General features: G+C 64.6%; 14 protein-coding genes. 6 read left to right on the top strand and 8 right to left on the bottom strand.

What is annotated here, in order from left to right; all coding sequences use genetic code 11:
• The first annotated feature begins 73 nt into the window (after nt 1-73).
• The gene (locus ACI0FO_RS01890) at nt 74-844 is read left to right on the top strand and encodes an extracellular solute-binding protein (RefSeq protein ID WP_416023711.1); all 771 of its coding nucleotides are present in this window, start codon (nt 74-76) and stop codon (nt 842-844) included.
• Between the two features lie 38 nt (nt 845-882).
• On the opposite strand, the gene ACI0FO_RS01885 is transcribed toward ACI0FO_RS01890, so the two are convergent.
• From ACI0FO_RS01885 to ACI0FO_RS01850, 8 genes are all read right to left on the bottom strand, one after another.
• Nucleotides 883-1,713, bottom strand: a complete 831-nt coding sequence (locus ACI0FO_RS01885; protein WP_416023709.1) for a lysozyme inhibitor LprI family protein — start codon at nt 1,711-1,713, stop codon at nt 883-885.
• Nucleotides 1,714-1,741: 28 nt separating this feature from the next.
• Nucleotides 1,742-2,917, bottom strand: a complete 1,176-nt coding sequence (locus ACI0FO_RS01880) for a hypothetical protein (protein ID WP_416024532.1) — start codon at nt 2,915-2,917, stop codon at nt 1,742-1,744.
• A gap of 178 nt (nt 2,918-3,095) precedes the next feature.
• Nucleotides 3,096-3,524: a VOC family protein gene (locus tag ACI0FO_RS01875; RefSeq protein WP_416023707.1), complete on the bottom strand. Its 429-nt coding sequence runs from the start codon at nt 3,522-3,524 to the stop codon at nt 3,096-3,098.
• Between the two features lie 55 nt (nt 3,525-3,579).
• Nucleotides 3,580-4,635, bottom strand: coding sequence for a diguanylate cyclase (locus ACI0FO_RS01870; RefSeq protein ID WP_416023705.1), 1,056 nt, complete (start codon nt 4,633-4,635; stop codon nt 3,580-3,582).
• 233 nt (nt 4,636-4,868) lie between these two features.
• Nucleotides 4,869-5,468, bottom strand: coding sequence for a nitroreductase family protein (locus tag ACI0FO_RS01865; RefSeq protein ID WP_416023703.1), 600 nt, complete (start codon nt 5,466-5,468; stop codon nt 4,869-4,871).
• A 188-nt stretch (nt 5,469-5,656) separates the two neighbouring features.
• Nucleotides 5,657-6,622, bottom strand: a complete 966-nt coding sequence (locus ACI0FO_RS01860) for a Bug family tripartite tricarboxylate transporter substrate binding protein (protein WP_416023701.1) — start codon at nt 6,620-6,622, stop codon at nt 5,657-5,659.
• 50 nt (nt 6,623-6,672) lie between these two features.
• Nucleotides 6,673-7,173, bottom strand: coding sequence for a DUF3237 domain-containing protein (locus ACI0FO_RS01855; RefSeq protein WP_416023699.1), 501 nt, complete (start codon nt 7,171-7,173; stop codon nt 6,673-6,675).
• Complete coding sequence (locus ACI0FO_RS01850; protein ID WP_416023698.1) at nt 7,170-8,435, bottom strand: flavin-dependent oxidoreductase; 1,266 nt, start codon at nt 8,433-8,435, stop codon at nt 7,170-7,172. The genes ACI0FO_RS01855 and ACI0FO_RS01850 overlap by 4 nt, the downstream gene beginning before the upstream one ends.
• Nucleotides 8,436-8,587: 152 nt before the next feature.
• Here ACI0FO_RS01850 and ACI0FO_RS01845 point away from each other — a divergent pair, with 152 nt between their 5' ends.
• The 5 genes from ACI0FO_RS01845 (at nt 8,588) to ACI0FO_RS01825 (ending at nt 11,964) form a co-directional block, all read left to right on the top strand.
• Nucleotides 8,588-9,079 (top strand): MarR family winged helix-turn-helix transcriptional regulator, encoded by a 492-nt coding sequence (locus ACI0FO_RS01845; RefSeq protein WP_416023696.1) that lies wholly within the window; start codon nt 8,588-8,590, stop codon nt 9,077-9,079.
• A 77-nt stretch (nt 9,080-9,156) separates the two neighbouring features.
• Nucleotides 9,157-9,936, top strand: coding sequence for a tyrosine-protein phosphatase (locus ACI0FO_RS01840; RefSeq protein WP_416023694.1), 780 nt, complete (start codon nt 9,157-9,159; stop codon nt 9,934-9,936).
• A 68-nt stretch (nt 9,937-10,004) separates the two neighbouring features.
• Nucleotides 10,005-10,310: a hypothetical protein gene (locus tag ACI0FO_RS01835; protein WP_416023692.1), complete on the top strand. Its 306-nt coding sequence runs from the start codon at nt 10,005-10,007 to the stop codon at nt 10,308-10,310.
• A 96-nt stretch (nt 10,311-10,406) separates the two neighbouring features.
• Nucleotides 10,407-11,543, top strand: coding sequence for an NAD(P)/FAD-dependent oxidoreductase (locus ACI0FO_RS01830; RefSeq protein ID WP_416023690.1), 1,137 nt, complete (start codon nt 10,407-10,409; stop codon nt 11,541-11,543).
• A gap of 25 nt (nt 11,544-11,568) precedes the next feature.
• Nucleotides 11,569-11,964, top strand: coding sequence for a RidA family protein (locus ACI0FO_RS01825; protein ID WP_416023688.1), 396 nt, complete (start codon nt 11,569-11,571; stop codon nt 11,962-11,964).
• Nucleotides 11,965-11,972 lie beyond the last annotated feature (8 nt).

Below are 11,972 nucleotides of genomic sequence, written 5' to 3'. Positions count from 1 at the left end.
GCGCGCTGGCGTCTATCCCATTGGCACGCCGCGTATCGGCGGCGATGGAAGACACTTGAATGAGGTGAAGGATATGAAGCCTTTCAAAACGATTGCCAGCGGTATGTTCGCCTTGGCCTGCCTGGCCACCGCTCCCGCATGGGCCGCGCCGGACTTGAATGTGTACGGCCCCGGCGGCCCGGCGCCCGCCATGAAAGAAGCCGCCGCCGCGTTCGGCAAGGCACATGGCATCACCGTCAACGTCACGGCCGGGCCCACGCCTGCCTGGGCCGACAAGGCCAAACAGGATGCCGACGTGCTGTTTAGCGGCGCAGAGAACATGATGAGCGGCTTCGCCAGCGCCCTGCCCGGGGTATTCGACCTGCGCGAGGCCCGCACGCTGTACCTGCGTCCGTCGGCGATCCTGGTGCGCCCGGGTAACCCCAAGGGCATCAGCGGCTTCAAGGACCTGCTCAAACCCGGCATCAAGGTGATGGCCGTATCCGGCGCGGGGCAGACGGGCCTGTGGGAAGATGTTGCCGGCCGCCTGGGCGATATCGAGACCGTCCGTGCCTTCCGCGCCAACCTGGTGTTGCCGGAAGCCGCCAACAGCGCGATGGCCCGTACCCAGTGGACCGAAGACAACAGCATCGACGCCTGGCTGATCTGGAACATCTGGCAGGTGTCGAACCCCACGCTGGCCAGCGTGGTGGATATCGAAGAACCGTACCGCATCTATCGCGATGCCGGCGCGGTGGTGACCAAACAAGGCAAGAACAATCCGCAGGCGCAGGCCTTTGTGGATTATCTGGCGTCGGCCGATGGCAAAGCCATCTTCAAGAAATGGGGCTGGAAGACGGACTGAAGGCCCGCACGGAACGCCCGTGGCCCTACCGCCCGGGTTTACCGGGCGGCCGGGTACGCAGGCTCGGTCAGGCAGGCCTTTACCCAGTCGAAGTCGTCCGACGCGTCGATCTCGCCGTCGATTTTCGGCAACGGCTCCGACGCGTAGACATATTCCGGCTGTTCCGGCTTCGGGTTCCATCTGGCCGGGGTGTCGCCGATGCTGGCGCAGGCTTCGTCCGAACTACTGAACGAGCAGGACGCAATGACCTGCGGCTTGCCGCCCACCACATTGGCCACATACCGCTTGGTGTAGACCGCGCCGGACGCCCAGGATTCGTCCACCGAACAAATGCGGTCGTTGTTCTGGTAGTGGCGGATTGCGAAGCAGCCGTAATACGCGGATTCCCCGGGCAGCACGTCGCAAGACGTCCAGTAGCCCGCGTACTTGCCGCCCGTGAACTGCGCCTGAAACTGTTGCTGCTGAACCGCGCGGCGAAACAGGTCGGGCGTCGAGGAGCCCTTTCCGGCTTCCTTGAACTGCGCCGTGCGATCGACAATCAGATCCCGAGCGATTCCGCCCGCCGTCTTGTCATCGGGCAGCACATCGGGGTCGGTGACCAACCGGTCCAGCTCCCTGTCGCGCGCCTCGACCCACCGCTTTTGGCTGTGCACCAGCATGGCGCGAATATCGCTGTCAGGCGCCTGCTTCAGAATCGCCTGATAGGCGCGATTCAGCTCAGCATCGGCTGCAATGGTTTTCTTGTCCGAGCAGATCAACTTTTCGGCCGGCGTGGCGGCCTTGGCGCAGTTGATCGCCAACGCCGGCGCCGACGCCATGGCCAGACCGGCAAGAAGCCACAGCCTCGCTGCGGGAAATTCGGATTTCATCACGTTCTGCTCTGTTCCAGGTGCCGGCCTAGCGGCTGATGACTTCACTGTCTTCCATCACGATGCGGTAGCGGTTGCGCAGATCCAGCACATAAGTAAAGTTGGACGTGCCGGTGGCCGTCTTGCCGCGTGCCGGGCTGGACACCTTGTAGTCGTAGATGCCGACGACCTTGCACATCTGGTCCTTGCATTGCGCCTTCAGCGTGCTCTGGTCGACCACGAAACGGCGGATGGGCCAGCGGGCAAAATAGGCTTCCTTATCCGCCAGGATCTCGGACTTGGGCCGCGTCTTCTTGAAGTAATCGACCGTATCCGCGTAGAACTCGCGCGTGAAGTTCATCGATTCCTCGTTCGTGCCGCTGCCCGCCTGGATCATCAATGCAGCGGCGTTAACGGCCTTCTGCTCGTCGGAAATGGCCGCAGGCGCGGTTTCCTTTTTCATATACGGGTTGGCCACGGGCGCGGCGCCGGCATGCGCGGTTTGAACCGGCGCGGGCGCGGGCGGCTGCCCCTGCTGCGACGACGCAGAGGCAGGGGTGGCCACGGGCGCATTCGCCGTGCCGCTTGCCGGACCGCGCGGCGGCGGACTGTTCTGCGCCACCTGTGTCTGACCGGTCCGGTTGATGCCGAACTTAGCAATTTCCTGCGGCGAAAAGAAGTACATGTCCTTGGAGGGCGTGCTGAACATGATGCCCAGCACGTCCGCCGACACCCCATACTTCGGCAGCGTGGCGACGATATCCGACACGCCAAACTGGGCTTGCTCGCCCGTCATTTCCGGCGCGGAGATCTGATGCACGCCCAAACGCCCGTCAGCCAGGCGCTGGCGGCCGGCAAAATACACGAACGCGCACGCCGACGCGCAGTAGCTGTCTTTGGGAATGTAGGTATTGAGCCCGCGCTCGTAGACCTCTTCGGCCACGACCAGCCCGATATGCACCAGGCCACCGCCATTATTTTGCAGGATCAGGGTGGCGATGGAGGGATGCTCACGCAGCGCCTTCTTCAGGTTCAGCATGTCGTTGGCGCCCACCCCCGTGTGATAGATCAGCAAGCTGGGCGCGCTGGGGAAGTAGACGAACGGCCCGTAGCGCTCCGCCGCTTCCGCCGGCGGACTGGGCTGCACGGAAGCCTGCTGTTGCGCGGGGGCTTGAGCCTGCGCCGGGGTGGCCGCGATGCCGCCCAGGGGCAGCGCCACGCACATTCCAAAAGCCGTTAGTTTTCTTTTCAGCATCGGTTCTGATCTATCGCGAGTAGAGAAATGCACACCGCATTTCCCGGCCGGGGGCGCCGGAAGGGAAAAAATGCCCCCGCGCGCCTGTGGAAGCGCAAATTTATCAGTCTTTGTGCTTCAAGCGCTTGTCGCGCGAAATAGTGTGATGTCAGAACGTCACTTTTACCGATGGCGCGCTGCGCTTGGCCTCGCCGTGAAAGACGGCTTCGATGTTATTGCCGTCCGGATCCAGCACGAATGCCCCGTAGTATCCCGGGTGATAGTCGCGAAAGCCTGGCGCGCCATTGTCCTTGCCGCCGTGGGCCAGCGCCGCCCGATAGAAGGCGTCGACCATTGCCTGGTCTTCCGCCTGAAACGCCAAGTGGTGGCGGCCAGTCAGCTGACCCAGCGCCGCCGGGCTGTCGGCGGTCGAAACAAATAGTTCATCGGCCCAGAAGTACCCCTCGCCCGTGCCGCCCATCGGCACCTTCAGGGCATCGAACACCGCTTGGTAGAACGCCTGGCTGGCGGAAAGATCGCGGACAACCAACTGGATATGATCGATCAGGCGGCCGCGGTGGATTTCATTGGTTTGCATGGAACGCTCCGGTAAGTGAATATCGCTTTGAACGTAGCGGCGCCCAGCGCCGCCTTCAGTGGATCGTGCGCGCCGCTTTGCGCGCCCGCTTGATCTCGTACATGCGCGCATCGGCAAGGCGGACCGCCGCTTCGGCGTCCAATCCGCGCGGGTCCACCGCCACCACGCCGACGCTCGCGCCCTCGTAAGGCACCACGGTATCGCCCAGCTGATAGCGGCCTATCGTGGCCGCCGTTGCACGTTCCTCCAGCGCGCGGGCAGCGTCTTCCGCCTCGCCGCGCAGCGCTTCGCCTCCGGCGCCGGTATTGCCGCGTTCGATGGCGGGGCCGGGGCCGACCAGCACGAACTCATCGCCGCCGATACGCCCCAACATGTCTGATGTGCGCAATGTGCTGGCCAGCCGCCGCGAGATCTCTTGCAGGAACACGTCGCCCTGCTGATGCCCGTAGGTATCGTTGATGCCCTTGAACCCGTCCAGGTCGATCAGCCCGACCAGCACGCTGCCGCCTTCGCGCAACGCGCGCCTTTCCAGGCGCTCCAGTTCTTCGTACAGCGCCCGGCGGTTGGGCAAGCCGGTCAGCGGATCGGTCAACGCGTAAGACATCAGGCGGACGTTCGCGGCATGCAGTTGCTCCATCAGTAATTCGCGCTGCAGGAAGTTGGCGATTACGTTGGAAAACAACTTCAAGACGGACTCTGCCTGCGGGGTGATCGGATGCGGCTTGGCACTGGCCGCGCACAGCGTGCCCAGCAGTATGCCGTCATCCGTGCGCACCGGCGCGCTGACATAGGTCTGGATGCCCAGTTGGCGGGCGGCCTCTGAATCGGGCCAGGAACGGGAGACATCGCTGGTGCACATGCGGCCTTCTTCCAGCGCGCGCTTGCACAAGGTGTCCGACCATGGAACCGACAAGCCTTCGGGAATCTGCAGTTCGCCCGCGTTGCGGGCAAAGCGCACGTGCTGCAGGTCGGCTTTCAGGTCGATGGACGTCAGGTACGTGGATTCCAGTCCCGTCACGCTGCCCAGCATATCAAGCAGCGGCCGGGTCAATTGCTCGACCGATCTGGCTTGCGGCAGGGAATTCGACAGTTCGGCGAGTATCGGGTCCAACTGCAATCTCCTCGAATCGCGCGCTTTTTATTCTTGTGCGGCGAGTGTGGCCCAGCTCCGGAACGGACATCAGCCGGTCAACCGCCATTATGCACCGCGCTTATCGAGGGATTCGCCGTCGCGGGCGCTTGGTCGCATCCCGTAAAAAGTTGAAAACCCGCATTCCCCTATGGGGAAATGCGGGTTTGAACCCTGCGCTTATCCGAACGCCGGCAAGCGTCCGAATGATCCGATCAGCCGATGACGCGGAAGCGCTCGGCGTCGTCCATGAAGCCCTTGTCGCCGAAGCCGTTCTCGTTCGAACCGAACGGCATTTGCGCACGCAGCTTCCACGACGCCGGGATCTTCCATTCGCTTGCCACGACGCCGTCGATCAACGGGTTGTAGTGCTGCAGGCTGGCGCCGACGTCGGCATTGGCCAACGCGCTCCAGACCGACAGTTGGGCCATACCGCCCGCCTGCTCCGACCACACCGGGAAGTTGTCGGCGTACAGGGCGAACTTTTCCTGCAGGCTGCGAACGACGTCCTGGTCTTCGAAGAACAGCACCGTGCCTACGCCGGCGGCAAAGCTCTTGAGCTTGGCTTCGGTCTTGTCGAAGCCTTCGGCGGGCGCGACCTTGCGCACGGCTTCAATGGTCAGGTCCCACAGCTTGACGCTTTCAGCGCCGAACAGGATCACTGCGCGCGAGCTTTGCGAATTGAACGACGAGGGGCTGTGCTTGATCGCGTCTTGGATCAGCGTGGCCAGTTGCTCTTTAGAGGCCGACAGGTTGCGGCCCAGTGAATATTGGGTGCGGCGCTTCTTGAGGGCGTCGAGATATGCGTTGCTCATAAGAATATAACCTTTCGACCAGTAGATAGAGGGGTGGTATGCGAGGCGATTCTACCGGCCCACCCCTGACGGGAACACCCTTCCAAGACCAAAAACCGGGTTTTTTGGCCGGAACAAACTGTTCCATTCATGAACCCAATCGGTCGGATAGCGCGATTGACGGCGCTAGTGTTCCCCCTGGCCACGCCTCAATCCGCCCGGAATCCCGTTGCCTTGACGACCTCGGCCCAGCGCTTGGCTTCCGACGCCAGCAAGGCTTGCAGCGTCGGCCGATCCGACCCGACCACCACGAAGCCCGCATCGGCCAGGCTGCGCACCGCGGCGGGTTGGCGCAAGGCCTGCGCGCTGTCCTTCTGCAAGCGGTTCAGCACCGCATCCGGCGTGCCGGCCGGCGCGAATAGCGCAAACCACGCGCCGAAGTTGACTGCAGGCAAGCCGCTTTCGGCAAAGGTCGGCACAGCCGCCAAGGCGGGCGACCGCTGCGGGCCGGTGATCGCCAGCGCGCGCAGTTTGCCGCCCTGCACCTGCGGCACCGCCAGCGCCGTCGTCACGAACGCGGCCTGGACCGCGCCGGACACCAGGCCCGATACCGCATCGCCCGTGGAACGGTAGTGGATGGCCTCGATCTTCATGCCGGCTTCGCGGGCGAACAGTTCGGCCCCGAAATGTCCCGGCGTGCCGGCGCCGAACGTCGCGAAATTCAGACGGTCCGCCGCCGTCTTGGCGCCGTTGATGAACGCGGCCAGATCCTGGTACGGCGAACCGGCCGGCACCACCAGCACGAAATCGGCTCGCACCACTTCGGAGATCGGTGCGAAATCGCGTGGCGGATCGTAATTCAGGTTGCGGTAGGTGGCCGGCGAAATGCTGATGGAACCGACCTCGCCCAACAACAGGGTCTGACCGTCCGCCGGACTGCGCGCCACGGTCTGCGCGGCGATCTGCCCACCCGCGCCCACCTTGTTTTCCACCACCACGCTTTCACCTAGCAACGGCCCCATGTGCTGCGACAGCGTGCGCGCCACGATGTCGGGCCCCGTTCCAGGCGGAAAGCCCACGTTCAGGCGCACGGGGCCGTTAGGGAACTGCGCCATCGCCGCGATCGGCAGGCACAGCAGGAAACCGCCCAGCAGGCGGCGCAGCGTCGATGTCATGGTTGTCTCCGAGCGGTTTTAGTATTTGTGTCGTGGCGGACGCCACGGGTTCAGCAGATGCGGTAGAAGCGCAATTCCACGCGGTCGGGGTAGCGCGCGCCCGTGCCCACGAACAGGCTTTCGTTCATCCAGCCCAAGGCCGGCGACGCAGTTTCAAAGCGCGGATAGGTGCGGAAATAGATGCGCGCGGGGTCCACGGCTTCGCCGCGCGCCAACCGGGCGATGTCGTCGGCGTGGCCCGTGCGGATGCCGGTGTTCTCGACATAGATGCGTTCGCCATCAAGGGTTTCGATAACGTAGCGGGCGTGGATGTCGGTGTAGGTCGCCGAACGGATCACCTGGAAATCGGCGCCGCCCGGCAGGACTTTGCCGCGAAGACGCGGGCCCTCCACGGTGCCGCCCGTGATCGGGATGACGCGGCGACAGCCTTGCGGCGTATCGCCGACCTCTTGCGGCGCGCCCACTTCCACCACCACGGTCGCCACGTGCTCAAGGCGCGGCGCCAAGGGGTCGGTCAAGGGTTGCGCCAAGGCGCCGGTATTGTCGGTCATGGTGCTTCCCCCCTGCTCTTGCGGACGGTGGCGGGATCGAATCCCGCGAGTTGTTTGTAGCGCAACGATACCGCCGCCAGCTCCTGCGGCGCGATCACGTCGCTGATGTCGGCAAACCCGTGCGGCGCGCGCTCTTCGGCCATCTGCATGACTTGCTCGGGCCCATTCAAGCGGTTGCGCAAGACAATGCCCGCCGTGCGGGGCAGGCGCTCGGCCTCGTACTCCAGCAAGGCGGTCTGGGGTGAGCGCACCGCGCCGCTTGCGGCTTGCGCCAACCAATCCGACAGGCAGCGCGCATCCAGGATGGCCTGCGCCGAGCCGTTCGACCCAATCGGGTACATCGGGTGCGCGGCATCGCCCAACAGGGTCACTCGCCCCTGCGTCCAGCGCGGCAAAGGGTCGCGGTCCACCAGCGGGAACTCATAGATGGCCCGTGCCCCGTCAATCACCGCGGGGATATCGATCCAGTCCCAGCGCCAATCGGCGAAGCGGTCGGCGAACACCGATTTGTCCACCTGCCGGTTCCAGTCGGTGGCGGGCAGCTCGGCGCCGGGCACGGAGAGCTCGGCGATCCAATTGATCAGCGACCGCCCCTGGCGGCGCAGCGGCTCTGAAATCGGATAACAGACGAATTTCTGGTCTTGGTGTCCCGCCATGAACATGCTGCGGCCATCCAGATACGGCGGCGCTTCGGTCACGGCGCGCCACAGCATGCGGCCGGAAAAGCGCGGCTCGTCGCCGGCAGGATGCAATTGGCGGCGCAGCGCCGAATGGATGCCGTCCGCGCCCACCAGGATGTCCGCGCGCACGCTCTGCGTCGCCCCGTCCTGCCGGCGCCGAAAGTTCGCCACCACGCCGAAGGCATCTTGCTCCGCGGACTCCAGCACGCTGCCCGTGACGATGGCGTCGTCGCCCAGCCGTTCGCGCACCGCTTGCGCCAACAGCATCTGGAATTCCCCCCGATGCACTGAATACTGGGGCAGCGGGTACCCCGCTTCCAGCCCGCGCGGCTCGCGCCAGATCGGCTGGCCGAACTTGTTGTAGTAGTGCAGTTGCGAGGTCTCGATGGCGCGCTCGGCCAGACCGGGCATCAGGCCCAACGGTTCAAGTTCGCTGACCGCGTGCGGCAGCAGGTTGATGCCCACGCCCAGGGCCTTGAGTTCCTGCGCGCTTTCATAGACGCGGCAATCGATGCCGCGCCGATGCAGCATCAAGGCGAGCGTCAGCCCGCCGATGCCGGCGCCGGCGATGACGATTTGCATGTCTGCTCCTGGTTTTATTTGTTATGCAACATAACAAAATCGCCCCGCTTTCCGCACCCGGGGATTTCCCGTAATGCGCTGGCGCGCCGGCAACGGGTGCATTAGTGTTGAGGCCTTCTTACGCGATAGCCCAGGAACCGCGATCCCACCCCATGTCCAGAGCCGCATCCCAACGCCCCCGGCGCCCCGCCGCCCGTGGCGAGCATTTCGATCCGCATGTGCCCGGCATCCGGTACGGCGCGTTGGACGATCTGGTCGGCTACGCCATCCGGCGCGCCCAGATCGTGATCTACGAAGACTTCCTGAATGCGCTGGCCCCGTGGGACATCACGCCGCAGCGTTTTTCGTCGCTGACGCTGATCGCGGCCAACGCCAACCTGAAACTGACCGATCTGGCGCGGATTCTGGGCATTGCGCGGTCGGGCGCCGTGCAGATCGTCAACCAATTGCAGGAATTGGGCTATGTCGAACGGCAAGAGGCCCTGCACGACAAGCGCGCGTATGCGCTGGCGATGACGCGCACGGGCGAAAAAGTGCTGGCCGAGATCACCCAGGCCGTCAAAGCCCACGACGCGCGTATCAGCACCCAATTGAGCGCGGCGGGAAAGCGCCAGTTGATCGGCCTGCTGGGCAAGCTCGGGTAGCGCGCCGCGCGGGGAAGAGGCGGGGCGGGCCGCGATGATACGATCATCGGCACGCCCCCAGACCAAGGAACCGCCCCATGTCCCGTTCGAATCTTGCCGACACGCCGCCTGCCAACGGCCGACGCCGCTTGGCGCTGGATAGCGTGCACAATGCCCGCGACCTGGGCGGCCTGACGGGTGCGAATGGCCGGCGTCTGCGCGAAGGCAAGCTGTTTCGCAGCGGCAACCCGGCGCGCGCCAGCACTGCGGATATCGAATTTCTGAGCGGACTCGGCCTGGAAGCCGTCATCGATTTCCGCGCCGACACGGAAAAAGCGCAGGATGAAGCGCACTTCGGCAAGCGCTTTACCTGGATCGCGTCGCCGGTGCTGGACGGGAACATGGCGATGGCCGTGCTGTTGCCCAAGCTGCGTGACAGCACGCAAGCGGCCGTCAACACGATGATGGTGGACATTTACCGCGACTTCCCCGCCCGTTATCAGGCGCCTTTCGGGAGCTTTCTGCAAACGGCCGCCAGCGGCAAGACGCTGCTGTTTCACTGCACCGCCGGCAAGGACCGCACCGGCTTCGCCTCCTTGCTGTTGCTGTCGGCGCTGGGCGTCTCGCAGGACGACATCGTGGCGAATTACCTCGAATCGAACCATTGGAACGCGCGGTTCTTCCAGGAAATCCTGGCCAAATCCGCGGAACGCGGCGTGCGCGACGAGGTAATGATGCCGCTGCTGGAAGTCACGCCCGCTTACCTGGAAGCGTCAGTGCAGGCGATCGATCAGGCGTTCGGCGGCATGGACCGCTATCTGCGCGACGTGCTGCGCGTGGATGTGGACGCCTTGCGTGAGCACTATCTGGAAAACTGAGGCCCCAGCCGGGAATCAATTCCCCGATCGCCGCCGGAAACAACGCCAATCATCCAAGGATCGAAATCATGTTGAAAGACCGCGGATTCCTGATCTGGCTTGCCGTGTTCGCATTGGTCGCCGGCCCGTTGATCGCCTTGCTGTGGCCGAAAACATCGGGCCACCCGTCCATCGGCGGCGGCGGCTATGACTTGTCGAATTGGGTCTACTCGCTGAGCCTGCTGGCATTCACCGGCTTGTGGTCGCTGGTTGCGCTGTTGATCGCGCTGAGCCGTAGCAACGCCCATGCGGCGAAGCGCGGCTATTGGCTGGCCGCCATCGGCGCGGCCACCTTCGTCGCCGCCATGGTCGCCTTCGGCCATCACGTAACGTAGCCCTGCCATCAGGGCATTCCCCTATTACCCGTCTGCCGGCAAAAAACTATCGTATTCGAGAATTATCAAATAAGAGAATTCTCGCTTCCGACAAATATGACCGCAGAACCCCTATACGATTTTGCCGTGGTCGGCGCTGGCATCGCTGGCGCATCCGTGGCCTACCGCCTGAGCGCCACGGCATCCGTGGCGGTGCTGGAGCGTGAATCCCAACCCGGCTACCACTCCACCGGCCGTTCCGCGGCCATGTTCATGGAGACCTACGGCACGACGCAGATCAAGGCGCTGACCCGCGCCAGCCGCGCCTTCTACGAGCAGCCGCCGCAAGGTTTCAGCGAACACCCGCTGCTTAGCCCGCGCGGCGTGCTGTACATCGCCACGCCGGAACAGAAGGACCTGCTGCAAGAGGTGTTCGAAGACTTCCACCGCCAATCGCCCAACGTGACGCTGATCGACGCCGAACAGGCCGTGGCGCGCGTACCGTGCCTGCGCGGCGACCAGCTCTGCGGCGCAATCGAAGAACCCGATGCGCGCGACATCGACGTCCATGCGCTGCACCAGGGCTTCCTGCGCGGCATGAGCCGGCAAGGCGCGGTGCTGCACAACAACGCGGAACTGGTGTCCGCTGTCTACGCGGACGAGACCTGGACGCTGACGCTGGCGGACGGACGCGCCATCCGGGCGCGGGTGCTGGTCAACGCCGCCGGCGCCTGGGCGGATCACGCCGCAGCCCTGTGCGGCGCCGCCCCCATTGGCCTGCAGCCCTGCCGCCGCACGGCCTTCACCTTCTCCGGCCCGCAAGACACCGATTTTTCCCACTGGCCGGCCGTGGTCGGCGTGGATGAAAGTTATTACTTCAAACCCGATGCCGGCCAATTGCTGGGGTCGCCCGCCAACGCCGACCCCGTGGCCGCGCATGACGTCGTGCCCGAAGAGCTTGACGTGGCAACCGGCATCTACCGTATTGAAACCGCCACGTCGCTTACCATCCGCCGCCCCAAGCACACCTGGGCCGGCTTGCGCTCATTCGTGCGCGACGGCGACTTCGTGGTGGGCTGGGACGCCGGCGCGCCCGCCTTCTTCTGGCTGGCGGCGCAAGGCGGCTACGGCATCCAGACCGCCGCCGCCACGTCCGAACTGGCCGCTGCGCTACTGACCCGCCAGCCGGTGCCTGCCCACCTGCACGCGCATGGCGTCGATGCCAATGCCGTGCGTCCCGAGCGCTTGCGCTGACCTTTCCCTGGAACGACAACCCGCCATGACCGCCATCATTCGTTATCCCAGCACCCTGCCCCTGCCGTTTTCGCGCGCCACCCAGGCAGGCGACTTCCTTTTCCTGTCGGGCCAGATCCCGATGGATGCCAGCGGACAGGTCGTGCGCGGCGACATCGCCGCCCAGACCCATGCCGCCATCGAACGCATCAAGGAAACGCTGGCGCTGTCGGACGCCACCCTGAAAGACGTGGTGCGCGTAACGGTGTGGCTGTCGGACCTGACGCTGTTCGCGCAGTTCAACGAGGCCTATCGCAGCCATTTCGCATCGGACTTCCCTTCGCGGTCGACCGTCGAGGCCAGGCTGGCGATGGACGTGGACGTAGAGATTGAAGTGCAGGCCTGGCTGGGCGGGGCGCAATCGCCCGCGCAGGCGGCCTGAGCCGTATC

It is taken from the genome of Achromobacter marplatensis (assembly GCF_049060505.1).
In the GTDB taxonomy this organism is placed as follows: domain Bacteria; phylum Pseudomonadota; class Gammaproteobacteria; order Burkholderiales; family Burkholderiaceae_B; genus Achromobacter; species Achromobacter marplatensis_A.
The sequence above is the reverse complement of the archived record's forward strand: the minus strand, read 5'-3'. Positions and strand labels throughout refer to the sequence as shown.

Excerpts from the sequence above, each read along its gene's own strand:
- ACI0FO_RS01840 (WP_416023694.1), top strand. The coding sequence starts at position 9,157 with ATGTCCCGTTCGAATCTTGCCGACACGCCGCCTGCCAACGGCCGACGC.
- ACI0FO_RS01875 (WP_416023707.1), bottom strand. The coding sequence starts at position 3,524 with ATGCAAACCAATGAAATCCACCGCGGCCGCCTGATCGATCATATCCAG.
- ACI0FO_RS01860 (WP_416023701.1), bottom strand. The coding sequence starts at position 6,622 with ATGACATCGACGCTGCGCCGCCTGCTGGGCGGTTTCCTGCTGTGCCTG.
- ACI0FO_RS01855 (WP_416023699.1), bottom strand. The coding sequence starts at position 7,173 with ATGACCGACAATACCGGCGCCTTGGCGCAACCCTTGACCGACCCCTTG.
- ACI0FO_RS01850 (WP_416023698.1), bottom strand. The coding sequence starts at position 8,435 with ATGCAAATCGTCATCGCCGGCGCCGGCATCGGCGGGCTGACGCTCGCC.
- ACI0FO_RS01865 (WP_416023703.1), bottom strand. The coding sequence starts at position 5,468 with ATGAGCAACGCATATCTCGACGCCCTCAAGAAGCGCCGCACCCAATAT.
- ACI0FO_RS01845 (WP_416023696.1), top strand. The coding sequence starts at position 8,588 with ATGTCCAGAGCCGCATCCCAACGCCCCCGGCGCCCCGCCGCCCGTGGC.
- ACI0FO_RS01825 (WP_416023688.1), top strand. The coding sequence starts at position 11,569 with ATGACCGCCATCATTCGTTATCCCAGCACCCTGCCCCTGCCGTTTTCG.
- ACI0FO_RS01890 (WP_416023711.1), top strand. The coding sequence starts at position 74 with ATGAAGCCTTTCAAAACGATTGCCAGCGGTATGTTCGCCTTGGCCTGC.
- ACI0FO_RS01830 (WP_416023690.1), top strand. The coding sequence starts at position 10,407 with ATGACCGCAGAACCCCTATACGATTTTGCCGTGGTCGGCGCTGGCATC.
- ACI0FO_RS01885 (WP_416023709.1), bottom strand. The coding sequence starts at position 1,713 with ATGAAATCCGAATTTCCCGCAGCGAGGCTGTGGCTTCTTGCCGGTCTG.
- ACI0FO_RS01835 (WP_416023692.1), top strand. The coding sequence starts at position 10,005 with ATGTTGAAAGACCGCGGATTCCTGATCTGGCTTGCCGTGTTCGCATTG.
- ACI0FO_RS01880 (WP_416024532.1), bottom strand. The coding sequence starts at position 2,917 with ATGTGCGTGGCGCTGCCCCTGGGCGGCATCGCGGCCACCCCGGCGCAG.